General features: G+C 63.4%; 13 protein-coding genes and 2 rRNA genes. 12 read left to right on the plus strand and 3 right to left on the minus strand.

Features of this window, described 5'->3' with window-relative positions; genetic code table 11:
• Nucleotides 1-53: 53 nt before the first annotated feature.
• Nucleotides 54-626 (minus strand): hypothetical protein, encoded by a 573-nt coding sequence (locus ACN9M4_RS03680; protein ID WP_426303377.1) that lies wholly within the window; start codon nucleotides 624-626, stop codon nucleotides 54-56.
• A gap of 295 nt (nucleotides 627-921) precedes the next feature.
• On the opposite strand from ACN9M4_RS03680, the gene ACN9M4_RS03685 reads away from it, so the two are divergent.
• The 5 genes from ACN9M4_RS03685 (at nucleotide 922) to rlmB (ending at nucleotide 5,338) form a co-directional block, all read left to right on the plus strand.
• Nucleotides 922-1,404: a CarD family transcriptional regulator gene (locus tag ACN9M4_RS03685; RefSeq protein WP_011690592.1), complete on the plus strand. Its 483-nt coding sequence runs from the start codon at nucleotides 922-924 to the stop codon at nucleotides 1,402-1,404.
• A 70-nt stretch (nucleotides 1,405-1,474) separates the two neighbouring features.
• A complete protein-coding gene (ispD, locus tag ACN9M4_RS03690) occupies nucleotides 1,475-2,257 on the plus strand; it encodes a 2-C-methyl-D-erythritol 4-phosphate cytidylyltransferase (protein ID WP_426302220.1) in 783 nt (260 codons plus the stop codon).
• Nucleotides 2,257-2,790: a 2-C-methyl-D-erythritol 2,4-cyclodiphosphate synthase gene (gene ispF / locus ACN9M4_RS03695; RefSeq protein WP_426302221.1), complete on the plus strand. Its 534-nt coding sequence runs from the start codon at nucleotides 2,257-2,259 to the stop codon at nucleotides 2,788-2,790. The genes ispD and ispF overlap by 1 nt, the downstream gene beginning before the upstream one ends.
• Nucleotides 2,791-2,799: 9 nt before the next feature.
• Complete coding sequence (gene cysS, locus ACN9M4_RS03700) at nucleotides 2,800-4,257, plus strand: cysteine--tRNA ligase (RefSeq protein WP_426302222.1); 1,458 nt, start codon at nucleotides 2,800-2,802, stop codon at nucleotides 4,255-4,257.
• 94 nt (nucleotides 4,258-4,351) lie between these two features.
• The gene (gene rlmB, locus ACN9M4_RS03705) at nucleotides 4,352-5,338 is read left to right on the plus strand and encodes a 23S rRNA (guanosine(2251)-2'-O)-methyltransferase RlmB (protein ID WP_426302223.1); all 987 of its coding nucleotides are present in this window, start codon (nucleotides 4,352-4,354) and stop codon (nucleotides 5,336-5,338) included.
• A 213-nt stretch (nucleotides 5,339-5,551) separates the two neighbouring features.
• Here rlmB and ACN9M4_RS03710 read toward each other — a convergent pair whose 3' ends face one another.
• Complete coding sequence (locus ACN9M4_RS03710; protein WP_426302224.1) at nucleotides 5,552-6,364, minus strand: carbon-nitrogen hydrolase family protein; 813 nt, start codon at nucleotides 6,362-6,364, stop codon at nucleotides 5,552-5,554.
• 116 nt (nucleotides 6,365-6,480) lie between these two features.
• On the opposite strand from ACN9M4_RS03710, the gene glgX reads away from it, so the two are divergent.
• Nucleotides 6,481-8,592 (plus strand): glycogen debranching protein GlgX, encoded by a 2,112-nt coding sequence (gene glgX / locus ACN9M4_RS03715; protein WP_426302225.1) that lies wholly within the window; start codon nucleotides 6,481-6,483, stop codon nucleotides 8,590-8,592.
• Nucleotides 8,593-8,623: 31 nt separating this feature from the next.
• Nucleotides 8,624-8,983: a barstar family protein gene (locus ACN9M4_RS03720; protein WP_426302226.1), complete on the plus strand. Its 360-nt coding sequence runs from the start codon at nucleotides 8,624-8,626 to the stop codon at nucleotides 8,981-8,983.
• 91 nt (nucleotides 8,984-9,074) lie between these two features.
• Here the strand turns inward: ACN9M4_RS03720 and glgP are convergent, their stop codons facing one another.
• The gene (glgP, locus tag ACN9M4_RS03725) at nucleotides 9,075-11,693 is read right to left on the minus strand and encodes an alpha-glucan family phosphorylase (protein WP_426302227.1); all 2,619 of its coding nucleotides are present in this window, start codon (nucleotides 11,691-11,693) and stop codon (nucleotides 9,075-9,077) included.
• 131 nt (nucleotides 11,694-11,824) lie between these two features.
• Between glgP and ACN9M4_RS03730 the strand changes: the two genes are divergently transcribed.
• The 5 genes from ACN9M4_RS03730 to ACN9M4_RS03750 all read left to right on the plus strand — a co-directional run bounded on the left by ACN9M4_RS03730 (nucleotide 11,825) and on the right by ACN9M4_RS03750 (nucleotide 24,985).
• The gene (locus ACN9M4_RS03730; RefSeq protein ID WP_426302228.1) at nucleotides 11,825-13,915 is read left to right on the plus strand and encodes an alpha-1,4-glucan--maltose-1-phosphate maltosyltransferase; all 2,091 of its coding nucleotides are present in this window, start codon (nucleotides 11,825-11,827) and stop codon (nucleotides 13,913-13,915) included.
• 4 nt (nucleotides 13,916-13,919) lie between these two features.
• On the plus strand, nucleotides 13,920-15,716 hold the full coding sequence (gene treS, locus ACN9M4_RS03735; RefSeq protein ID WP_426302229.1) for a maltose alpha-D-glucosyltransferase: 1,797 nt from the start codon (nucleotides 13,920-13,922) through the stop codon (nucleotides 15,714-15,716).
• Nucleotide 15,717: 1 nt separating this feature from the next.
• Entirely contained in the window at nucleotides 15,718-19,386 is a 3,669-nt protein-coding gene (gene glgB / locus ACN9M4_RS03740; protein ID WP_426302230.1) for a 1,4-alpha-glucan branching protein GlgB, read from the plus strand.
• A gap of 469 nt (nucleotides 19,387-19,855) precedes the next feature.
• A 16S ribosomal RNA gene (locus ACN9M4_RS03745) occupies nucleotides 19,856-21,380 on the plus strand.
• Between the two features lie 471 nt (nucleotides 21,381-21,851).
• Nucleotides 21,852-24,985 (plus strand): 23S ribosomal RNA (locus ACN9M4_RS03750).
• The 16S and 23S rRNA genes sit together here, the layout of an rRNA operon.
• Nucleotides 24,986-25,022: the final 37 nt, after the last annotated feature.

Genomic DNA, 25,022 nt, shown 5'->3' on the forward strand with positions numbered 1-25,022 from the left:
GGGCCTCCCGCGGGAGGCCCTCCTTTTCTGTCCGCCAGGGCCGGCGGAAGGCCTTAGTGGCCCGACTCGCTCGGCGTCGCTGTCGGCTCAGTCGCGTGGTCGCTCTCATGGGCGCCCTCGGTGGAGGTGGAACCCGGGGTCGCTGTCGGCGTTGCGCCGGCCGGGAGGTACTTCTGGTATTCAACCAGGGAGCCGTCCATCACCGGGACCTTGAGCTTGGAGGACGCGGAACCGGAGGAGATGGAGACGGTTACCAGCGAACCGGGAGCTCCGCCGGTGCTGCTCAGGACCGCGGCGTCGCTGTCCTCGTTGAGGTAGGTCTGCGACTTCGCCTTCACCGGGATGCTGGTCTGGGCACCGTTGGCGCCGTCGATCACCAGGGTTGCGTCGCTGGAGGACTGGTTGAATACGGCACCGATCACGCGGCCCGGCTTGTCTGCGCCAGCGGAGACAATCACGATGTTGCGCAGCTGCAGCGATCCGAGGTCTGCTTTGACTCCGTCAGAGGCTGCGTACTGGTGGCTGGTCTGCTGGGCGTTGATGTAGCCGCAACCCGTTACGGACAGAAGGCCGGCACCGATGGCCACAGCCGCCATGGCCAGCTTGCCGCGCTGGACACGGTTCATCGCAGTATTGCGCACGACACGTACTCCTCTAAGAGTCATTGGAACACTTTTCAGGCATAGCCTATCGGCAAACCAAGTGAAACAAGGATTCGTGCGCGCAATGTGGCTGCCGTCCCAGCGAGCGGCCGGGATCCCCGCCACCCTCCCGCATGCACTTTTGGACGCGTTCGTCAAGGGGGTTCGCCAGGGGCAAATTGGCCGATTTCCGCGTGATTCCGGGGTTCCCGACCGCACCCCGGGCCAGTCGTATGCCTTAAACGTGATAAACTGGTCTGCGGGAAAGGGGAAAGTCCACATGGTTTTTGAGGTCGGCGAGACAGTAGTTTACCCTCACCACGGTGCAGCAAAAATTGAGGAAATCAAGATGCGCACCATCAAGGGCGAAGAGAAAATGTATCTCAAGCTCAAGGTGGCTCAGGGTGATCTGACCATTGAAGTTCCAGCAGAGAACGTTGACCTTGTTGGGGTTCGTGACGTAGTGGGCAAGGAAGGCCTGGAGCACGTTTTCGACGTCCTTCGCGCCGAGTTCACCGAGGAACCCACCAACTGGTCGCGTCGTTACAAGGCAAACCTGGAGAAGCTTGCTTCCGGTGACGTCATCAAGGTCGCAGAGGTCGTCCGTGACCTTTGGCGCCGTGATCACGATCGAGGCCTGTCAGCAGGTGAAAAGCGGATGTTGGCCAAGGCCCGGCAGATTCTGATTTCGGAATTGGCTTTGGCGGAAAAGACCGACGAAGAGAAAGCAGCAAGCGTTCTCGACGAGGTTCTGGCTTCCTGAGAATTGAACCCCGGCGGCACCCACGGTGCCGCCGGGGTTTCTTTTTGCCCTCTCACGTAGGCTTGGGCGCATGATTACACCATCCCAGCACGGGGCAACTGCCGTCGTCGTCGTGGCTGCAGGATCAGGCCAGCGGCTCGGGTACGGCATCCCCAAGGCGAAAGTGCCCCTTGGTGGGGAGGCGATCCTGACCCACGCGCTGCGCGGCGTCGCCGCCGCCGGTGTTGCCCGGCAAATCTGCGTTGCCGTCCCGGAAGGGGACAGCGAGTTGCGGGCGCTGTGCGAGGAGTTCGCTGCGGAGAACGGCGCCGACGGGCCCCTGCTCAGCGTCGTCGACGGCGGATCCACGCGTTCGGAGTCCGTGCGGGCGGCGCTGGGCGCCGTCCTGGAGGGGACCCGCTGGGTGCTGGTCCACGATGCGGCCCGCGCCCTCGCCCCGGAACGTGTCTTCCACCGCGTGTCCGAGGCCCTGGCCGCCGGCGCCAAGGCCGTCATCCCGGCAACGCCGGTTGTGGACACGGTGAAGACCGTCGTCGAAACCGAAGGCGGCGACGCCGCGATAGCCCCGGAACTGGTCACCGGCACCGCGCCCCGCGAACATCTCCGCGCCGTGCAGACACCCCAGGGCTTCGACTTCGAGACCCTGCTCCAGGCCCATGCGGCAGCCGAATCCTTCGATGCCGCCCGTTCCGCCGCGGTCACCGACGACGCCATGCTGGTGGAGCTTCTCGGCACGCCGGTGCATGTGGTGCAGGGAGCGAGCCAGTCCCTCAAGATCACCACTCCGCTGGACCTGATCATTGCCGAAGGCCTGCTCGAGGGGCCGCTTGGCATGCGCTGGGTGGAGGGCTGATGAACCCGGGAGGACCGGTGATCCTGCCGCGTACCGGCATCGGGGTGGACGTACACGCCTATGCTGCCGAGGACGATCCGCAGCCCTTATGGCTGGGCGGCCTGTTCTGGGAAGGCGAACGCGGGCTGTCCGGCCATTCCGACGGCGACTGCGTCGCCCATGCCGCGGCGGACGCACTCTTCTCGGCCTGCGGAATCGGCGACCTCGGAACGCATTTCGGCACCGACCGGCCCGAATACGCCGGCGCGTCCGGTGCCACGCTGCTGGGTGAGGCCGCACGCATCGTGCGCGCGGCGGGCTTTGAGGTCGGCAACATCGCGGTGCAGTTCGTCGCCAACCGTCCCAAGTTCGGACCGCGGCGCGAGGAATCCCAGCGGGTGCTCAGTGCCGCCGTCGGAGCCCCGGTCAGCGTCACGGCGACCACCAGTGACGGTCTCGGCTTCACGGGGCGCGGCGAGGGCATCTCCGCCGTCGCAACGGCGCTTGTCTACCCCGTGGACGGACTCCCGTCGGAAGACGGGTCCATCGGATAATCTGGAGCGGTGACCCTGCGCTTTTACGACACCGCCTCCGCCGAAGTCCGCGACTTCGTCCCCCTCGAAGCCGGAAAGGCCAGCGTCTACTACTGCGGTGCCACCGTGCAGGGCATGCCGCACGTCGGGCACGTGCGGTCCGCAATCGCTTTCGACCAGCTGACCCGCTGGCTCGAATACCGCGGCCTGCGCGTCACTGTCGTCCGCAACGTCACCGACATCGACGACAAGATCCTCGCCAAGTCCGCCCAGTCCTTCACCGAAGACTGGTCCGAAGAGCCCACCGCCAAATACGCCGAGGAATGGTGGGCCCTTGCCTACCGCTACGAGCAGGAGTTCGAGAAGGCCTACGAGGTCCTCGGCGTGCAGCGGCCCACCTACGAGCCCCGCGCCACCGGCCACATCCCGGAAATGCACGCGCTGGTCCAGCGGCTGATCGATCGCGGCCACGCCTATCCCGCGCTGGACGATTCGGGCGACGTGTACTTCGACGTCCGTTCCTGGAGCAAGTACGGTTCCCTGACCCGGCAGAACATCGATGACATGCAGGCCGCACCGGACGCCGACCCCCGCGGCAAGAAGGATCCCCGTGACTTCGCCCTGTGGAAGGGCCACAAGGACGCGGACCCGGAAACCGCCAGCTGGGCCTCGCCTTGGGGCGCCGGACGCCCCGGCTGGCACCTGGAGTGCTCGGCCATGGTTACCAAATACCTCGGCGACCGCTTCGACATCCACGGCGGCGGCCTGGACCTGCGCTTCCCGCACCACGAAAACGAGATGGCCCAGTCCCAGGCAGCAGGGGACGGCTTCGCGAACTTCTGGATGCACAACGGCATGGTCACCTACGAGGGCGAGAAGATGTCCAAGTCGGTCGGCAACACCATCAGCCCCGCCGAGATGCTCGACCTCGCGTCGCCCCAGGTGGTCCGCTACTACCTTGGCCAGGCGCACTACCGCTCGGTGCTGGATTACCGGCCGACGTCGCTGCAGGAGGCGGCTGCCGCCGTCGAACGCATTGATGGCTTCATCAGCCGTGCCGCCCGGATGCTGGCGTCCGCCGACGGCACCCTGCTGTCCGCGAGCCACGGCCGGGTGCCGGAGGCCTTCGAAGCTGCGATGGACGACGACCTCAACGTGCCGCAGGCCCTGGCGGTGCTCCACGACACCGTGCGCGCCGGCAATGCCGCCCTCACCGCCGGAGAGCTCGACGCCGCACGGCAGGCCCTGGTGTCCGTCACGGACATGCTGCGGGTCCTGGGCATCAGTGACGCCGCCGCCCCGGCACAGGACGGACACGCCAACGAGGCGCTCAAGGTTCTCGTGGAAGCGCAGCTGGAAGCCCGCGCGCAGGCGCGCGCCAACAAGGACTGGGCCGCCTCGGATGCCATCCGGGACACCCTCGCGGCTGCGGGCATCGTCGTCGAAGACAGCGCCGACGGCGCCAGCTGGAGCCTGAAGCGCGACTGACCCGGCATCGGACAACCGGCCCCTGCAGCCGAATTGCAGGGGTTCAGTAGACTTGTCTGCAGACTCATCAATTCAAACAAGGGTGGAAACAACCATGGCCAACAACGGTCGCCGGGCGGTCAAGAAGAAGAAAGGCCCCTCCGTCGGAACCGGCGGCCACGGTCGGAAGGCACTGGAAGGCAAGGGCCCCACGCCCAAGGCGGAAGACCGCGTGTACCACAAGGCCTTCAAGAACAAGCAGCTCGCCGAGCGTTCGGCCGCCAAGCGCGACACCGCACGCCCGGGCCAGGGTGCCCGCTCCGGCCCCAAGGGTCGCGCCACCGAAGAGGTCGTGACCGGCCGCAACTCCGTCGTCGAGGCCCTGCGTGCGGGTATCCCCGCCAAGGCGCTGCACGTCGCCATCCGCATCGACGTGGACGAGCGCGTCCGCGAATCCCTCAAGATCGCCGCCGAACGCGGTATTCCGCTGCTGGAAACCGGCAAGCCAGAACTTGACCGGATGACCGACGACGCCGTGCACCAGGGCCTCGTCCTGCAGATCCCGCCGTACGAGTACGAAGACGCGTACGACCTTGCCGAAGAAACCGTCGCCAAATGGAAGAAGGGGCACATCGCCAACGCCCCGCTTTTCGTCGCGCTCGACGGCATCACCGACCCCCGCAACCTGGGCGCCATCATCCGTTCGGTTTCCGCTTTCAGCGGCCACGGCGTGATCGTCCCCGAGCGCCGCTCCGTCGGCGTCACCGCCTCCGCCTGGAAGACCAGTGCCGGTGCCGCGGTCCGCGTTCCGGTGGCCCGTGCGTCGAACCTGAACAATGCCCTGAACCAGTTCAAGGAGATGGGCATCTACGTGCTGGGTCTCGACGGCGGTGGCGACGTCTCCCTGCCGGACCTCACCTTGGCCACCGAGCCGGTCTGCATCGTGGTCGGTTCCGAAGGCAAGGGCCTCAGCCGGCTCGTCCGCGAGAACTGCGACCAGATCGTCTCGATCCCGATCGACTCGGCCATGGAATCGCTGAACGCATCCATGGCGGTGGGCATCTCCCTGTACGAAGTCTCCCGGCAGCGGGCAGCTAAGTAGGCACCTGCTTCGTCGCTGGGTTCGCTGACGCGAGCCCTTTGACGTCGCTTAGACACAACGCAAGGGGACGACTACGGTCGCTGGGCGACCTCCGCCGTCCGATGCGTTGCGATGCGCTCCTTTGCAAAGGACTCGCGACAGCTTGTGCTCAGCTCGCCGTCCTTTATAGCAACGCTTCCTTCACCTTCGTGCAGGGAGCGTTGCTGTTTTTCTTTAGAAATCGCGACGGTTGGCTAGGACTGGGAGCTTTTTGCGGGCTTCTTCTACTACCGCGGGGTCCAGGTCTGCGAAGAGCAGGCCCGGGGCGCCGTCGAGGCTTTCCAGGACCTCGCCGAACGGGGAGACCACCATCGAATGCCCGACGCCGGTGGGGGCCGCTCCCTTTGGCTCTACTCCCTGCGTGGCCGGGTCGCCCTGACCGCAGGCGAGGACGAAAGTCGTGGTGTCCACCGCCCGGGCACGGGCCAGCAGCTGCCACTGATCGACCTTGCCCGGACCGGAACCCCAGGAGGCGGACACGATGTTCACCAAGGCGCCGCGTGCTGCGTTGGCAGTGAAAAGGGCCGGGAAACGGATGTCGTAACAGGTGGCCAGCCCGAAGGTGAGGCCGCCGGCGTCGAACGTCACCGGGGCGGTCCCGGGGTCCACGGTGTCGGACTCCGCGAAACCGAAGGCGTCGAAAAGATGGATCTTGTCGTAGCTGGCCTCAACGCCAGGCCCGGTGGCCAGGAGGGTGTTCCGGACCTTGCCGTTGCTGCTGCCGTCCGCGGCGCGCCCTGGGGTGAACATCCCGGCCACGACGACGATCCCCAGTTCGGCGGCGATCCGGCGGACGCGCCTCGCCCATGGCCCGTCGACATCCTCGGCGATGTCGGTCAGCGAGTTCCCGAAGGCACGCATCGTTGCCTCCGGGAAGACCACCAGGCCGGCACCCCCATCCTTGGCCTGGCGGGCGTAGTCTTCAAGCTGTTCCAGATTGGCCGCGAGGTCGCGGCCGGTGATGATCTGAGCGAGCGCAATGCGCATGTGCACCTCCAAAGAGCGGACATGTCCAGTATGCCGGGGCGGCCGGATCAGGCGGAATCCGCAATAGAACGGCGATTTCATACGGCTTTACTCGCCGAGAGCTAAGCTTTTAGGCGATGGTTATGCCGATTTTTGATACCGCAGCCACCGTAGACGCCGCGTGTCCGACGCCCCTCGGTGTGAGTGTCCCGCGGCCTGGGATTTCAGGTGCGGAGCTGTCCGCTCCGGACCTGGTCAACGTCGCGGTCTGGGCCCCCGGGCTCGAGCATGTTGAACTCGCCTTCAAGGAGCCGGGCGGTTCGTGGCGCGTCCGTACCCTTCCGAACAAGGCAGACGGAGTGCATTTTGGCATTGTCGACGGCATGCCCCCCGGCACCCGCTACGGCTTCCGCGCCGCCCAGGAAGGGGTTGAAACCCTCCCGGTTTCCCTTCCGACCGGCGATTTCGACGCCGACGACGCCCCGCAGCTGCTTCTCGACCCTTACGGCCGGGCGGTCCACCAGCACGGCGAGTTCCTCAGCAGCGTGCACATGGACACAGCCTTCGACTGGGGCAACGACCAGCCGGTGCGCACCCCGTGGCGCGACACCATAGTCTACGAGACCCACGTCCGCGGCCAGAGCATGCTGCATCCGGACATCCCCGAGCACCTGCGTGGCACCTACGCCGGCATGGCGCACCCGGCCATGATCGAGCATTTCCAGTCCCTTGGCGTCACCGCAATCCAACTGCTTCCGGTGCATTTCCACACGGATGAGCAGCACCTTCAGTATCTTGGCCTGACCAACTACTGGGGCTACAACACGGCCGCTTTCTTCGCGCCGCACCCGGACTACGCCACGCGCAGCGCCCAGGAAGCCGGCCCGCACGCGGTCCAGGACGAATTCAAGGGCATGGTCAAGCTCCTGCACGCCGCAGGACTTGAGGTGATCCTCGACGTCGTCTACAACCACACCGCCGAGGCCGGCCCGGACGGGGACGTCATCAGCTTCCGCGGCTTGGGCGAAGACCAGTACTACCGCCACGACGCGCACGGCCGCTACCTGGACACCACCGGCTGCGGGAATACCCTGGATTTCAGCAACCCGCGAGTGGTGGACCTGGCCATCGATTCCCTGCGGTACTGGGTGGAGGAATTCCACATCGACGGCTTCCGCTTTGATCTCGCCGTCACCCTGTGCCGCAACGCCCGCAACGAATTCGACGCCAACCACCCGTTCCTCAAGCGCATCGAGGCGGATCCCGTGTTGTCCTCGGTGAAGCTGATCTCCGAGCCGTGGGATGTCGGCTGGGGCGGCTGGCAGACCGGCGGCTTTCCCAAGGGCTGGGTGGACTGGAACGACCACTTCCGTGACGAGGTCCGGCGTTTCTGGCTTTCGGACCGCGCAGCCGCGGAGGCCGGACTCCCCACCGGGAACATTGGTGCTGTCGCCGACGCCCTGAGCGGTTCCGCCAGCGTCTTCGCCCCCTCGGGCCGGACCCGCCTGGCCTCGCTGAACTTCATCACGGCGCACGACGGCTTCACGCTGGCCGATCTCGTGTCCTACGACCGCAAGCACAACGAGGCCAACGGGGAACAGAACCGTGACGGCCACAGCGACAACCGCAGCTACAATCACGGCTTCGAGGGCCGCACTGAAAACGAAGCGATCGTGGCCGAGCGGGCCCGCTCGCGCCGCAACCTGATGACCACCCTGATGGTTTCCCTTGGGGTGCCCATGATCACCGCAGGCGACGAACTCGGCAGGACCCAGCACGGCAACAACAACGCCTACTGCCAGGACAACAACCTGACCTGGATCGATTGGACCCAGACGCCCGAGTCGCATGAGATGCTCCGCAGCACCAAGCGGGTCATCCGGATCCGCAAGGAATTCCTCGCGGCCCAGCCGGAGGACTTCCCCGAGAAGATCGCCGGAATCGACTGGTTCGATGAAAAGGGCGAGCGGATGACCGACGCCCGTTGGCACGATCCCTCCCTGCGCCTGGTCCAGTTGCTGATCGGTTCCGACGACGGCAGCTTCAGCGGCCTGATTGTGCTGAACGGCAACAAGGACGACACCAAGATCGTGCTCCCCAAGCTCGGCCCGGCCGCCGGCGGGGGAACCACCCGCTTCGAACTGCGCCTCACCACCTCCGAACTGAACGACCGCAGGCGCGGAGCCATGGTTGCCGCAGGCGAGAAGGACATCATCCAGGGCAACACCATCAACATCTACCGTGCCTGACCCGGCCCCTGAAAGTCAGTTCTAGGACGCCATGAAGATCTATTCCGCAGACACCTGGACTCTTGAGGAGCTTCAGGAACAGATCGCCGACGCCGGCCGCCGCACCGTCCTGGTTCCGCCGGCGTCCAGCAAGCAGGCCGTCCTGGAGGTCTTCGGGCAGGTCCTGGACTTCCCGGAGTACTACGGCGTGAACCTGGATGCCCTGAACGATTCCCTCCACGACTTCGCGGATGTCCTCTCAGAGGACGGACAGGCGCCGGTCACCCTGGTGTGGCAGGTCCCGGCCGCCTACCGCACCGACCGCTCCTTCGGCGTCGTTTGCGAAATCCTGCAGGACGCCGAGGCGTACTCCGGCAGGGATCTGGCAATCATCGCCGTTTTCCAGCAATAGCGATCTCCGCGCAGGATTCCCCAGGAATACAAAAGGAACTCAAACGGAAGGGGCGCCGGACCATCTGGTCCGGCGCCCCTTCCGGGGTGGTTCAGGCGTTGGCGATCAGGCCAAGCTCTGCCTTGGACGCCAGGGCCGGGTTCTTGGGCAGCACCCGCACCGTGTAGCCGAACGAGCCCGAACGGTTGATCAGCACGGAGCCGGAGAACAGGTAGCGTCCGTTGCCGAGTTCCTCGAAACCCGTCAACTCGGCCACCGTCACGTCGTCGAGCTCATCGCTTTCCTCGGCGCGGCCGTATGCGATTTCGACGCTGACGTCGTCCGGGGTCAGGGAGCGGAGCGCGATGTAGGCGTTCACCTGCAGGGTGTCGCCGATCCGGGGCTCTTCCGAAACACCGACCGAGTCCACGTGCTCCACCACCAGTTGCGGCCAGGCGCTCCGGACCCGGGTAATCCATGCGGCAAGGTCCTTCGCTTCCTTGAAGGAGCTCGCGGCGGCACGCCGGCCGGATACAGCGGCCGGGCAGTAGAGCCGGTTCACGTAGTCCTGCAGCATCCGCTCGGCGGACACCGCGGGGCCCAGCTTGGCCAGGGTGTGCTTGATCATGGAGACCCAGTGCGTGGGCACGGCTTCCGGGCTGGACTCCGAGGGACCCGCGGCACCTGCGTGCTCGGAGACCGTGGAGCCATAGAAGCGCGGGGCAACCTGGGATTCCAGCAGCTCGTACAGGGCCGCTGCTTCGATGTCGTCCCGCTCTTCGGACGAGGCACCGTTGTTGGCGGTGGGGATCGCCCAGCCGTTCTCGCCGTCGTACATCTCGTCCCACCAGCCGTCCAGTACGGACAGGTTGAGGGAACCGTTGATTGCCGCCTTCATCCCCGAGGTGCCGCAGGCTTCCAGCGGGCGGAGCGGGTTGTTCAGCCAGACGTCGCAGCCCGGGAAGAGCGTGCGGGCCATGGCGATGTCGTAGTTGGGCAGGAAGACCATCCGGTGTCGCACCTGGGGGTCGTCGGTGAAACGGACCAGGTCCTGGATCATCTTCTTGCCGGCGTCGTCGGCGGGGTGCGACTTGCCGGCGATGACGATCTGGATCGGGTGCTTCTTGTCCAGCAGCAACGCCTTCAACCGGGCGGGATCGCGCAGCATGAGGGTAAGCCGTTTGTAGGTGGGCACACGGCGCGCGAAACCGATAGTGAGGATGTCCGGATCCAGGACGGTGTCCGTCCAGCCGAGCTCCGCGTCGGCGGCGCCGCGCTTCTTCCACGATGCCCGCAGCCGACGCCGCACGTCCTCCACCAGGGAAACACGCAGTTCGCGGCGGAGCTTCCAGATGTCTTCATCGCTGACGTTGTAGGCCAGGTCCCAGTGTCCGGGCTGCCCGGCCTCCGCACCGAACTGGGTTCCGGCCAGTTCGGAAACCCGCGGGTCCACCCAGGACGGAACATGCACGCCGTTGGTGACAGAGGTGATGGGCACTTCCGAGTGGTCGAATCCCGGCCAGAGCCCGGAGAACATTTCACGGGACACCACCCCGTGGAGCTTGGCCACGCCGTTGGCACGCTGGGCGAGCCGCAGGCCCATCACCGCCATGTTGAACACCGCCGGATTGCCGCCGTCGTAGTTTTCACGCCCCAGTTCCAGGACCTTGTCCATCGGGACCGCGGGTGCCAGGCCGGCTTCGAAGAAGTGGCGGATCTGGACGGCCTCGAAGCGGTCGATGCCCGCCGGAACCGGGGTGTGGGTGGTGAACACCGTGGACGCCCGGCCGGCCGCGAGTGCCTCAGCCCAGTTAAGCGGGGTTTCAGCGGACATGAGTTCCTGGATGCGTTCGATCCCGAGGAAGCCGGCGTGGCCTTCATTGGTGTGGAAGACCTCCGGGGCAGGGGTTCCGGTGAGGCGCTGGTAGGCGCGCAGCGCCTTCACGCCGCCCATGCCGAGCAGCAGTTCCTGCTGCAGCCGGTGGTCGCCACCGCCGCCGTACAGCCGGTCGGTAATGCCGCGCGCGGCGTCGTCGTTACCGGAGACGTTCGAGTCCAGCAGCAGCAAGGGAACACGGCCGACGTCGGCCCGCCAGACCTGCGCGTTCAGCTTGCGCCCGTTGGGGAGCGGCAAAGTGATGATCACCGGTCTGCCGCTGCCGTCCTGGGAGGGTTCGCGCAACAGGGTCAGGGGAAGGCCGTCCGGGTCCAGCACCGGGTAAGTCTCCTGCTGCCAGGCGTCCCTGGAAAGGGACTGCTTGAAGTAGCCGGCCTGGTAAAGGAGTCCGACGCCGATCAGCGGGACGCCGAGGTCAGATGCCGCCTTCAGGTGGTCGCCGGCCAGGATGCCGAGGCCACCGGAATACTGCGGCAGGACCTCGGTGATTCCGAATTCCGGGGAGAAGTAGGCGATGCAGGCGGGTGCATCCTCGCCCAGGCTTTGGTACCAGCGGGGTTCGCTGAGGTACCGCTCCAGGTCCGCCACGGCGTTACGCACCCGCTCGACCAGCCCGCCGTCCGCAGCCAGGCGGTCTAGCTGCTCACGGCTGATCGACCCCAGCAAAGTGACGGGATCATGTTTGCTTTCTTCCCACAGTTCCGGATCCAGGCTGGCAAAAAGCTCCCGGGTGGGGAGGTGCCAGGACCAGCGGAGATTGGTCGCCAAACGGGCCAGAGGCCGGATCGGTTCGGGGAGGACGGTGCGGACGGTAAACCTTCGAATTGCCTTCACGAGCGCCACACTAACCGACCGAATCGGCCGCAGGAACAGCTTCAGGTTTCTTTTAGGTAAATGACACCTGTCATCAATGAATATGTACCGGACCTTAGCGAAACGTGATTTTTCTCGCTAACGTCGAGCTTGTGACTACTACCGCAACACCGCGATCCAATGCAGCTGGCAAGGCCCCCGCCAAGGCGAAAGCAAAGGCACATATCACCGCCGGGCTCCGTTTCGGGAGGTTCCCGATCACCGCAGTCCAACCCGTAGTCGAAGAAGGCAGGTTCCCTGCGAAGGCGCTGCCGGGGGAAGACATCGTCGTCGGTGCCACCGTGTTCCGTGAAGGCCACGACCAGCTGGGCGTCACCGCAGTGCTGCTGGACCCCAAAGGCAAGGAGCGCCAGCGCGTCCGCCTGGCCCCGCCGCCGGGGGACCGGGGCAAGGGGACCGACCGCTGGGAGGGCCGGATCACGCCAAGCGCCCCCGGCAATTGGAGCTTCCTGATCGAGGCCTGGCACGACCGCTACGGCACATGGCACCACAACGCGGAAGTGAAGGTCCCCGCGGGCATCGACGTTGAGCTCATGCTCGCCGAGGGTGCCGCACTGCTGTCCGGAGCAGCCGACGACGCCGGCCGCTCCGCCGCCGACAAGCGCACCCTTCGTGCGGCTTCCGAAGGACTCGCGGACACGTCGCGCTCCGTCGAGGAACGCCTCGGCGCCGGATTCAGCGAAGAAGTCGCCGCCGTCGTCGGACGCCTCCCGATCCGGGAACTGGTGGCCGAGTCCGAGAAGTACCCGCTCCTGGTCGAGCGCGATCTCGCAGGGCGCGGCGCCTGGTACGAATTCTTCCCGCGCTCCGAAGGAGCGGTGTACGACCCCGCGGACAACACCTGGACGTCGGGTAATTTCCGCACCGCCGCCAAGCGGCTGGACGCCGTCGCCGACATGGGCTTCGACGTCATCTATCTGCCGCCCATCCATCCGATCGGCTTCCAGCACCGCAAGGGCCGCAACAACACCCTCACCCCGGGGCCGCAGGATCCCGGGTCACCGTGGGCCATTGGTTCCGCGGCCGGCGGACATGACGCCATCCACCCCGAACTTGGCACTTTCGAGGACTTCGACGCCTTCGTGGCACGGGCGAACGAGCTCGGGCTCGAGGTTGCTCTGGACCTCGCCCTGCAGGCAGCACCGGACCACCCCTGGGTGGAGGCGCACCCCGAATGGTTCACCACCCGTGTGGACGGCAGCATCGCCTATGCGGAAAATCCACCCAAGAAGTACCAGGACATCTACCCGCTGAACTTCGACAACGACCCCGAGGGCCTGTCGAAGGAAATCCTGCGGATCGTGCTGCTCTGGGTCAGCCACGGCGTGAAGATCTTCCGTGTGGACAACCCGCACACCAAGCCGGTGTGGTTCTGGGAGTGGCTGATCGCGAAGGTCAACAAGAAGCATCCCGACGTCGTCTTCCTCGCCGAGGCCTTCACCCGCCCGGCGATGATGCACGCTCTGGGCCGCGCAGGGTTCCAGCAGTCCTACACCTACTTCACCTGGCGGAACACGAAGCCCGAACTCGAGGAGTACTTCCACGAGGTCAGCCACGTTTCACCGGCGTACTTCCGGCCCAACTTCTTCGTGAACACCCCGGACATCCTCACCGAGTACCTGCAGTACGGCGGGCCGGCGGCGTTCCGGATCCGTGCGGTCCTTGCCGCGACGGCCAGCCCGCTGTGGGGTGTGTACGCGGGGTACGAACTGTACGAACATGTCGCCCGCCCGGGCGCCGAGGAGTACATCGACAACGAAAAGTACGAATTCAAGAACAGGGACTGGGACGCCGCTGCCGCCTCGGGCCATACCTTGGCGCCGTACATCACCCGGCTCAACGAAATCCGCAGGACCCACCCGGCCCTCGGCGACCTGCAGAACCTCACCCTGCACCGCAGCACCGACGACGCCACAGTGGTGTTCTCAAAGCACAAGACGCTGCCGGACGGCAGCAAGGACACCTTGATCATCGTGGTCAATGTCGATCCGCACAGCGCCAGGGAAAGCACCGTCACCCTGGACTTGGCGGCGCTCGAGCTGGACCCGGAGGACGTCACGGCCAACGGCCGCTTCTGGGTGGACGACCTCATCAGCGGGGAAAGCTGGGAATGGGGCGAATACAACTACGTCCGGCTCGATGCACACCTGGAACCGGCACACATCCTGAGCATCCGGAGGTAGCCAATTGAGCTTTAGTCCGCAAGCTTCCAATCCGTATTTCACGCCGAAGAACACTTTCGAACTCAATGCACCGGGCCTGCAACACGACCCGCATTGGTACCGCAAGGCGGTCTTCTATGAGGTACTGGTCAGAGCCTTCGCGGATGCCAACGGCGACGGGTCCGGGGACTTCCACGGGCTGATCGACAAGCTCGACTACCTCCAGTGGCTGGGCGTCGATTGCCTGTGGCTTCCCCCGTTCTTCCACTCGCCCTTGCGGGACGGCGGCTACGACATCGCCGATTACACCTCGGTCTTGGACGAATTCGGCACCATCAGCGATTTCAAGCGGCTCGTGGCGGAGTCCCACGCCCGGGGCGTGCGGGTCATCATCGACCTGCCGCTGAACCACACCTCGGACCAGCACCCCTGGTTCCAGGAGTCCCGGAAAGACCCGGACGGGCCTTTCGGGGATTTCTACGTCTGGAGCGATACGGACGAGAAATACCAGGACGCCCGCATTATCTTCGTCGACACGGAGGAATCGAACTGGACTTTCGATCCCATCCGGCGGCAGTTTTTCTGGCACCGTTTCTTCTCGCACCAACCGGACCTGAATTTCGAAAACCCCAAAGTTATCGAGGCACTTTACGACGTGGTCCGTTTCTGGCTCGACCAGGGCATCGACGGATTCCGTGCGGACGCGATTCCCTACCTTTTCGAAGAAGAAGGGACCAACTGCGAAAACCTTCCCGCAACACATCAGTTCCTGCGGGACCTGCGGAAGATGGTGGACGAGAACTACCCCGGGCGGGTCATCATTGCGGAGGCAAACCAGCTGCCCAACGACGTCGTGGACTACTTCGGCACGGAGGAAGAGCCGGAATGCCATATGGCTTTCCATTTTCCGATCATGCCGCGCTTGTATTACGCCCTCCGGGACCAAAAGGCCGCACCCATTATCGAGACCCTGCGGGACACTCCCGAGATTCCCGCCGGTGCGCAGTGGGGCACATTCCTGCGCAACCACGATGAACTGACCCTGGAAATGGTCACCGCGGACGAACGCGCCGCAATGTACGGCTGGTATGCGCCTGACCCCCGGATGCGGGCCAACATCGGGATCCGGCGCCGGCTCGCTTCGCTGCTGGACAACTCGCGCGCCGAAATCGAACTCATCAACGCCCTCTTGCTCTCGCTGCCGGGCTCGCCGTTCCTCTATTACGGCGACGAAATCGGCATGGGGGACAACATCTGGCTTGACGACCGCGATGCCGTACGCACGCCAATGCAGTGGAACCCGGACCGGAACGCCGGCTTTTCCAACGCCGATCCCGGCAAGCTATACCTGCCCGTAATCCAGTCCCTGGTGTACAACTTCTCGATGGCGAACGTGGAGGCCGAGGCCGCCCACTCAGGTTCCCTCCTGCGGTGGACCCGGCAGATCCTCAGTGTCAGGAAGAATCACCCGGCCTTTGGGCTCGGTGGGTACCGGCACGTCCCGGCGGACCACGAGGTGGTCCTGGCGTACCTGCGCGAACTTCCCGAGGAGAACGTGGAGGGGGAAGACCCGGAGTCCATCCTCTGCGTCTTCAACCTCTCCCAGCACCCGGTGTCGGCCACCCTGGACATCCCGGAGTACGCCGGGCGGGGCCTGCGGGACGTTTTCGGCGGACAGCCCTTCCCCGCGATCGGAACCGACGGCACGCTCACCCTGACGCTCGGCAGCCACGACTTCTTCTGGCTCCGGGTCCGGTCGCCCGGGTCCACGGGGTCCGCCCCGTACACCCAGGCCATCCCCGTGCTCTCGATCGAAGGCTGACATGTACTTCCCTGCGCCGAAGCAGCTCCTTGACGGTCTGTTGCGCGAGTGGCTGCCCCGGCAGCGCTGGTTTCCCGTGAAGAGCGGCGGATTCGCGATGGACGAAACCACCTCGTTCCCGCTGCCTGCTCCCGGCAGCGATGCCGCCTTCGAGATAACCCTGCTGTCCGTCGCCTACACCGGTGCCGGCGGCGCGCGCCAGAGCGATGTCATCCAGCTGCCCCTGAGTTTCCACCCGGAAGCGGTGCCGGAACTCGAAAAGGCCCTTCTGGGATCCGTCCAAGACGACGACGGCGGAACCCGCTGGGTCTACGACGCCGCCTATGACCCGGAATTCATTGAGAGCTGGTTGGCGCTGATCGGGGAGAGCGGCACTTCCGGGCCAGGCGAAACGGCCGCCCGCGGCCACCGTTTGCCCGGCGGCCAGGGCCTGCCTTCGTTTCCTGCCAAGGTACGGGTCCTCGGGGGAGAGCAGTCCAACACCTCGGTGATTGTGGACGACGGCGCTTCGGCAAGCATCGTGAAGATCTACCGGGTGGTGTCCACCGGTTCCAACCCGGAAATCGAAGTCGGCGTGGCGCTGACGAAGGCCGGCAGCAGCGAGGTTCCGGCCACCCTGGGCTGGATCACGGGAAGCTGGCCATCCGGTACGGACACGGGAACGGCGCACCTTTCCGCGGAACTCGCGGTCGCCCACGAATTCGTGAAGGACGGCCAGGACGCCTGGCGGCTTGCGGTCGAGGCTGCCTCCGAAGGCCGTGACTTTACGAAGCAAGCCCGGGAACTCGGACGGGCCACGGCGGCTGTCCACTCCCGGCTCTCGGAGGCTTTCGGCAGCGAGCTCGAAGCGGAGCCCGGCCACGTCGTCGCTCCGGCAGTCGCCAGCCGCATCCGGCACTCCTGGGCGGAAGCGGGCGCCGCCGTCGGGCCTTATGGGGGGCGACTCGAGTCCCTGCTCTCCCGGCTTGCCGGCCAGAAGGCGGGCACTCTGCAGCGCATCCACGGCGACCTGCACCTGGGCCAGATCCTCCTGGCCCCGCATGCTGCCGGCGAGCCCGGACGCTGGGTGATCCTTGACTTCGAGGGAGAGCCGCTGCGGCCCATTGAAGAACGTACCCTTCCGGATGTCCCGCTGCGTGATGTAGTGGGCATGCTGCGCTCCTTCGACTACGCCGCCGGGGCCGCCGTCCGCGAAAATCCCGGAACTTCCGTACCTGCTTCCTGGGCCAGCGATTGCGCCGAAGCATTCCTGTCCGGGTACAGCGAAGTCACGCCCGGAACCATTGACCGCGGTTCACCGCTGTTTGTGGCATTGTGGCTGGACAAGGCCTTGTACGAGGTGGTTTACGAGTTGCGCAACAGGCCCGACTGGTTGCCCATCCCGGTCAACGCTTCGCGGCAAATCCTCGGCAGTACCAGCCCCGGCACGCACGCCGCGGCGACATTGGAAGGTGAAGAAATGACAGGCTCTGCACGCACCGAACGGCCACGGGTTCCGCTCCCCGTCGATGGCAACACCCTGGCCCGCGTGGCCGCCGGAGCGCACCACGCGCCGCACTCCGTTCTGGGAGCCCACCTTGACGACCACGGCCATGTCACCATCCGCACGGTCAAGCACCTGGCGGGGTCGGTCACGGTTGTCACCGAAGCCGGCAGGACCGAAATGAGCCACGAGGCCGACGGTGTGTGGGTCGCCGTCCTGGAGCCCGTGCAGCACGGCCATGTGCCGGATTACCGCCTTGAAGTCGTGTACGACGGCGGCGCCCCGGTGACCGTCGACGATCCCTACCATTACCTCCCGACCCTCGGCGAAGTGGACCTGCACCTTATCGGCGAGGGCCGGCACGAACGCCTATGGGATGCCCTGGGTGCCCATGTGCAGCGCTACCGTTCCTCGCTGGGCGACGTGGACGGCGTCGGATTCTCCGTCTGGGCGCCGAATGCGCAGGCAGTGCGAGTCAAGGGAGATTTCAACTCCTGGGACGGACGCGAACACGCGATGCGTTCCTTGGGCTCCTCGGGAGTCTGGGAAGTCTTCGTCCCCGGCGTTGTAGCAGGGGCGTGCTACAAATTCGAGATCCTCACCAAGTCCGGCCACTGGGTGGAAAGGGCCGACCCCCTTGCCTTCGGTACCGAGGTCCCGCCGCTCACCGCATCCCGGGTAGTGGAGTCGCGGTACAGCTTCAAGGACGAGGCCTGGATGGTCGAGCGGGCCAACAAGGATCCGCATAACTCGCCGATGAGCGTCTACGAAGTGCACCTTGGCTCCTGGCGCCTCGGACTTGGCTACAAGGAACTCGCCAAGGAACTAGTGGAGTACGTGAAGTGGCTGGGCTTCACCCACGTCGAGTTCATGCCCGTGGCGGAGCACCCCTTCGGCGGGTCCTGGGGTTACCAGGTCACCTCGTACTACGCGCCGACCTCCCGGTTCGGACACCCCGATGAGTTCCGGTTCCTGGTCGACTCCCTTCACCAGGCAGGCATCGGCGTGATCCTCGACTGGGTCCCGGCGCACTTCCCCAAGGACGAATGGGCCCTGGCCCGCTTTGATGGCGAAGCCCTGTACGAGCACTCAGATCCGCGTCTGGGCGAGCACCCGGACTGGGGAACCCTGATCTTCGATTTCGGCCGCCGTGAAGTCCGAAACTTCCTGGTTGCCAACGCCCTCTACTGGCTCGAGGAATTCCACATCGACGGCCTGCGCGTTGATGCCGTAGCCTCCATGCTCTACCGCGACTACTCCCGCGAGGAAGGGCAGTGGTTCCCGAACGTCCACGGCGGCAGGGAGAACCTGGAAGCCATCTCCTTCCTCCAGGAGGTCAACGCCACGGTGTACAAGACCCACCCCGGTGCGGTGACCATCGCCGAGGAATCAACGGCTTTCCCGGGAGTCACCGCCCCCACCAGTTCCGGCGGCCTGGGCTTCGGACTCAAGTGGAACATGGGCTGGATGCACGACTCCCTCAAGTACGTGTCCGAGGATCCGGTGAATCGGCGTTGGCACCATGGCACGGTCACGTTCTCCTTGGTGTACGCCTTCACCGAGAACTTCCTGCTGCCCATCAGCCATGACGAAGTGGTCCACGGCAAGGGGTCGATGCTGCGGAAGATGCCCGGTGACCGCTGGCAGCAGCTTGCAAACCTGCGCGCCTTCCTTGCGTACCAGTGGGCGCACCCCGGCAAACAGCTGATCTTCATGGGCACTGAATTCGGCCAGGAGGCGGAATGGTCAGAGCAGCACGGGCTCGACTGGTTCCTGGCCGACATTCCGTCCCACCGCGGACTGCAGTTGCTCACCAAGAAACTGAACGCCTTGTACACCCGGACTCCAGCGCTCTACTCCCGCGACAGCGAAAGCGGCGGCTTCCAATGGATCAACGGCGGCGACGCCGACCGGAACGTGCTGACGTTCATCCGCTGGGATCAGGACGGCAAGCCGCTGGTCTGTGCCGTGAACTTCTCCGGCGGGCCGCACGACGGATACGTGCTGGGGGTTCCTTTCGAAGGCGCCTGGCAGGAAGTGCTTAACACCGACGCTGAGGAGTTCGGTGGTTCGGGTGTCATCAATGACGGCGAACTGCTGGCCTCGGTACCCGGGGCCGAGGGGCAGCCGGCTGCCCTTACGGTCACTTTGCCGCCGCTGGGAGCTTCCTGGTTCGCGCTCGCCTAAGCGGCGTCCGGAGGCCCCAAATCGGGGCTTCGCACTAGGGAATCCGCGGCAGCGTACGGCGTGTTCACTTGCAAGAGGAGGGCCTCCGGGCCCTCCTTTTGCGCCTCCCGGGGACTGGTGGTATAGTTAGTACCCGCGCTGCTCCACAGGAGCGATCAGCGGGCATGACTTGCTTTCCTCGGAAACATCGAGTCTGGAACGCCGATTTGACCGAATGAGTGTCAGCGGGTAAGTTTGAAAAGTTGCTCCGGAGCGATCCTGAATGTTTGGTTTGGGTGGTGCCGGGTGTGTCTGTTGTTTGAGAACTCAATAGTGTGCCAAGTTTGTTGATACCGATTTTTTATGAATTGGTTATTTGCCGGGCTGTCCGCCCCTGTGGATGGTCTGGTTTTTAGCTGGTTTCAAATTTTGTGCAGCGTGTCCGGGTCTTTTTCCGGCCTGGGTGTGTTGTGTCTGTTTTTGTTTTACTTCAACGGAGAGTTTGATCCTGGCTCAGGATGAACGCTGGCGGCGTGCTTAACACATGCAAGTCGAACGATGATCCGGTGCTTGCACCGGGGATTAGTGGCGAACGGGTGAGTAACACGTGAGTAACCTGCCCTTGACTCTGGGATAAGCCTGGGAAACTGGGTCTAATACCGGATATGACCTTTCACCGCATGGTGGGGGGTGGAAAGCTTTTTGTGGTTTTGGATGGACTCGCGGCCTATCAGCTTGTTGGTGGGGTAATGGCCTACCAAGGCGATGACGGGTAGCCGGCCTGAGAGGGTGACCGGCCACACTGGGACTGAGACACGGCCCAGACTCCTACGGGAGGCAGCAGTGGGGAATATTGCACAATGGGCGCAAGCCTGATGCAGCGACGCCGCGTGAGGGATGACGGCCTTCGGGTTGTAAACCTCTTTCAGTAGGGAAGAAGCGAAAGTGACGGTACCTGCAGAAGAAGCGCCGGCTAACTACGTGCCAGCAGCCGCGGTAATACGTAGGGCGCAAGCGTTATCCGGAATTATTGGGCGTAAAGAGCTCGTAGGCGGTTTGTCGCGTCTGCTGTGAAAGACCGGGGCTCAACTCCGGTTCTGCAGTGGGTACGGGCAGACTAGAGTGATGTAGGGGAGACTGGAATTCCTGGTGTAGCGGTGAAATGCGCAGATATCAGGAGGAACACCGATGGCGAAGGCAGGTCTCTGGGCATTAACTGACGCTGAGGAGCGAAAGCATGGGGAGCGAACAGGATTAGATACCCTGGTAGTCCATGCCGTAAACGTTGGGCACTAGGTGTGGGGGACATTCCACGTTTTCCGCGCCGTAGCTAACGCATTAAGTGCCCCGCCTGGGGAGTACGGCCGCAAGGCTAAAACTCAAAGGAATTGACGGGGGCCCGCACAAGCGGCGGAGCATGCGGATTAATTCGATGCAACGCGAAGAACCTTACCAAGGCTTGACATGGACCGGACCGCCCTGGAAACAGGGCTTCCCTTCGGGGCTGGTTCACAGGTGGTGCATGGTTGTCGTCAGCTCGTGTCGTGAGATGTTGGGTTAAGTCCCGCAACGAGCGCAACCCTCGTTCCATGTTGCCAGCGGGTTATGCCGGGGACTCATGGGAGACTGCCGGGGTCAACTCGGAGGAAGGTGGGGACGACGTCAAATCATCATGCCCCTTATGTCTTGGGCTTCACGCATGCTACAATGGCCGGTACAATGGGTTGCGATACTGTGAGGTGGAGCTAATCCCAAAAAGCCGGTCTCAGTTCGGATTGGGGTCTGCAACTCGACCCCATGAAGTCGGAGTCGCTAGTAATCGCAGATCAGCAACGCTGCGGTGAATACGTTCCCGGGCCTTGTACACACCGCCCGTCAAGTCACGAAAGTTGGTAACACCCGAAGCCGGTGGCCTAACCCCTTGTGGGAGGGAGCCGTCGAAGGTGGGACCGGCGATTGGGACTAAGTCGTAACAAGGTAGCCGTACCGGAAGGTGCGGCTGGATCACCTCCTTTCTAAGGAGCAACTGCCCTTTTGTGGTGGTGGCTGCATGGTCGCCGTCCGGGGGTCAGGAGTACAGCCCATTGCGCAGGCGTCTGTTCTGCGGTGGGTGCTCATGGGTGGAATATCAACGAATCAAACTGGTTTTGGCATGGCCTTGGTGGTTGTGTCCTGTGGTTAGTACGGTGTCTGTGCCCTTTTGGGGTGTGGGTGTTGGGAACGCTGCGGGGTGCGGACTGTCGTGGGTTGTGTTTGGTGCACTGTTGGGTCCTGAGGCAACAGGACCTGCAACGATGAGTTGCCGGGCCCGTCAGGGGCGCCCCTTTTTGTGGGGGTGTTCTGGGGTTTCTGGTTTTCCTGTCCTTGCCGATCATGCGCATGGTTTGTGTGTGTGGGGTGTGGGGGTTGGGGTTGTTGTTTGAGAACTACATAGTGGACGCGAGCATCTTGTAAGCAATTTTGTTTAGAAGTTTTTTGATCTGTGTGGTCAAGTTTTTAAGGGCACACGGTGGATGCCTTGGCATCAGGAGCCGATGAAGGACGTAGGAATCTGCGATAAGCCTGGGGGAGTTGATAACCGAGCGGTGATCCCAGGATGTCCGAATGGGGAAACCCCGCACAACGCCGTTTTCGGTGATTGTGTGACCCGTACCTGAATATATAGGGTGCGTGGGGGGAACGCGGGGAAGTGAAACATCTCAGTACCCGCAGGAAGAGAAAACAACAGTGATTCCGTTAGTAGTGGCGAGCGAACGCGGATCAGGCTAAACCGACCCATGTGTGATAGCCGGCGGGCGTTGCGTGGGCGGGGTTGTGGGGCAGTTGCGTGCTGGTTCTGCCGGACCGGCGGGGTGTGTGTGCGTGCATAGGCGAACGGTTTTGAAAGGCCGGCCGGAGAGGGTGTGAGTCCCGTAGCCGTAATGTGTTGTGCCGCCCTGGTGAGTGTTCCCAAGTAGCACGGGGCCCGAGAAATCCCGTGTGAATCTGTCAGGACCACCTGATAAGCCTAAATACTTCCTGATGACCGATAGCGGACCAGTACCGTGAGGGAAAGGTGAAAAGTACCCCGGGAGGGGAGTGAAACAGTACCTGAAACCGTGTGCTTACAATCCGTCAGAGCAGCCTTGTTGTTGTGATGGCGTGCCTTTTGAAGAATGAGCCTGCGAGTTAGTGTTACGTCGCGAGGTTAACCCGTGTGGGGTAGCCGTAGCGAAAGCGAGTCTGAACAGGGCGAGTGTAGTGGCGTGATCTAGACCCGAAGCGGAGTGATCTACCCATGGCCAGGTTGAAGCGACGGTAAGACGTCGTGGAGGACCGAACCCACTTCAGTTGAAAATGGAGGGGATGAGCTGTGGGTAGGGGTGAAAGGCCAATCAAACTCCGTGATAGCTGGTTCTCCCCGAAATGCATTTAGGTGCAGCGTTGCGTGTTTCTTGCCGGAGGTAGAGCTACTGGATGGCCGATGGGCCCTACAAGGTTACTGACGTCAGCCAAACTCCGAATGCCGGTAAGTGAGAGCGCAGCAGTGAGACTGTGGGGGATAAGCTTCATAGTCGAGAGGGAAACAGCCCAGACCACCAACTAAGGCCCCTAAGCGTGTGCTAAGTGGGAAAGGATGTGGAGTTGCTTAGACAACCAGGAGGTTGGCTTAGAAGCAGCCACCCTTGAAAGAGTGCGTAATAGCTCACTGGTCAAGTGATTCCGCGCCGACAATGTAGCGGGGCTCAAGTACACCGCCGAAGTTGTGGCATTCACACATGTTCCTAGCCTTCGTGGTTCAGGGGTGTGGATGGGTAGGGGAGCGTCGTGTGGGCGGTGAAGCTGCGGTGTGAACCAGTGGTGGAGCCTACACGAGTGAGAATGCAGGCATGAGTAGCGAAAGACGGGTGAGAAACCCGTCCGCCGAATGATCAAGGGTTCCAGGGTCAAGCTAATCTGCCCTGGGTAAGTCGGGACCTAAGGCGAGGCCGACAGGCGTAGTCGATGGACAACGGGTTGATATTCCCGTACCGGCGAAGAACCGCCCATACCAAGCGGGGGATACTAACCGCCCGAAACCTGCCCTATCACCCTTTGGGTGTGTGGGTTTTGGTGGAGCGCGGGACCTGATCCCGGGAGGTAAGCGTATTAACAGGTGTGACGCAGGAAGGTAGCCGGGCCGGGCGATGGTTGCCCCGGTCTAAGGACGTAGGCCGTTCCATAGGCAAATCCGTGGAACATGCAGGCTGAGATCTGATGGGACCCCCGCATGGGGGGATCCGGTGATCCTATGCTGCCTAGAAAAGCATCGGCGCGAGGTTCCAGCTGCCCGTACCCCAAACCGACACAGGTGATCAGGTAGAGAATACCAAGGCGATCGAGAGAATTATGGTTAAGGAACTCGGCAAAATGCCCCCGTAACTTCGGGAGAAGGGGGGCCCGGACCGTGAGACCCACTTGCTGGGTGGAGCGGGCAAGGGCCGCAGAGACCAGGGGGAAGCGACTGTTTACTAAAAACACAGGTCCGTGCGAAGTCGCAAGACGATGTATACGGACTGACTCCTGCCCGGTGCTGGAAGGTTAAGAGGACCGGTTAGCTCTTCGGAGCGAAGCTGAGAATTCAAGCCCCAGTAAACGGCGGTGGTAACTATAACCATCCTAAGGTAGCGAAATTCCTTGTCGGGTAAGTTCCGACCTGCACGAATGGAGTAACGACTTCCCCGCTGTCTCAACCATAAACTCGGCGAAATTGCAGTACGAGTAAAGATGCTCGTTACGCGCAGCAGGACGGAAAGACCCCGAGACCTTTACTATAGTTTGGTATTGGTGTTCGGAGTGGCTTGTGTAGGATAGGTGGGAGACTGTGAAGCCCGGACGCCAGTTCGGGTGGAGTCATCGTTGAAATACCACTCTGGTCACTTTGGACATCTAACTTCGGCCCGTGATCCGGGTCAGGGACAGTGCCTGATGGGTAGTTTAACTGGGGCGGTTGCCTCCTAAAAAGTAACGGAGGCGCCCAAAGGTTCCCTCAGCCTGGTTGGCAATCAGGTGTCGAGTGTAAGTGCACAAGGGAGCTTGACTGTGAGAGAGACATCTCAAGCAGGGACGAAAGTCGGGACTAGTGATCCGGCGGTACATTGTGGAATGGCCGTCGCTCAACGGATAAAAGGTACCTCGGGGATAACAGGCTGATCTTGCCCAAGAGTCCATATCGACGGCATGGTTTGGCACCTCGATGTCGGCTCGTCGCATCCTGGGGCTGGAGTAGGTCCCAAGGGTTGGGCTGTTCGCCCATTAAAGCGGTACGCGAGCTGGGTTTAGAACGTCGTGAGACAGTTCGGTCCCTATCCGCTGCGCGCGCAGGAAATTTGAGAAGGGCTGTCCTTAGTACGAGAGGACCGGGACGGACGAACCTCTGGTGTGTCAGTTGTACTGCCAAGTGCACCGCTGATTAGCTACGTTCGGATGGGATAACCGCTGAAAGCATCTAAGCGGGAAGCTCGCTTCAAGATGAGATTTCCATGCACCTCGTGTGTGAGAGGCCCCCAGCCAGACCACTGGGTTGATAGGCCGGACGTGGAAGACAGGACCAACGACTGTCGAAGCCGACCGGTACTAATAGGCCGACAACTTACACCACACAAAAACATCAAAAGCTACGCGTCCACTATGTGGTT

Origin of the sequence: Arthrobacter sp. R-11, from assembly GCF_049913155.1 — a bacterium.
Taxonomy (GTDB): domain Bacteria; phylum Actinomycetota; class Actinomycetes; order Actinomycetales; family Micrococcaceae; genus Arthrobacter.

Coding starts and splice junctions, on each gene's coding strand:
- glgX (WP_426302225.1), top strand. CDS start 6,481: ATGGTTATGCCGATTTTTGATACCGCAGCCACCGTAGACGCCGCGTGT.
- ACN9M4_RS03710 (WP_426302224.1), bottom strand. CDS start 6,364: ATGCGCATTGCGCTCGCTCAGATCATCACCGGCCGCGACCTCGCGGCC.
- ispF (WP_426302221.1), top strand. CDS start 2,257: ATGAACCCGGGAGGACCGGTGATCCTGCCGCGTACCGGCATCGGGGTG.
- rlmB (WP_426302223.1), top strand. CDS start 4,352: ATGGCCAACAACGGTCGCCGGGCGGTCAAGAAGAAGAAAGGCCCCTCC.
- ACN9M4_RS03720 (WP_426302226.1), top strand. CDS start 8,624: ATGAAGATCTATTCCGCAGACACCTGGACTCTTGAGGAGCTTCAGGAA.
- ispD (WP_426302220.1), top strand. CDS start 1,475: ATGATTACACCATCCCAGCACGGGGCAACTGCCGTCGTCGTCGTGGCT.
- glgB (WP_426302230.1), top strand. CDS start 15,718: ATGTACTTCCCTGCGCCGAAGCAGCTCCTTGACGGTCTGTTGCGCGAG.
- ACN9M4_RS03685 (WP_011690592.1), top strand. CDS start 922: ATGGTTTTTGAGGTCGGCGAGACAGTAGTTTACCCTCACCACGGTGCA.
- ACN9M4_RS03680 (WP_426303377.1), bottom strand. CDS start 626: ATGAACCGTGTCCAGCGCGGCAAGCTGGCCATGGCGGCTGTGGCCATC.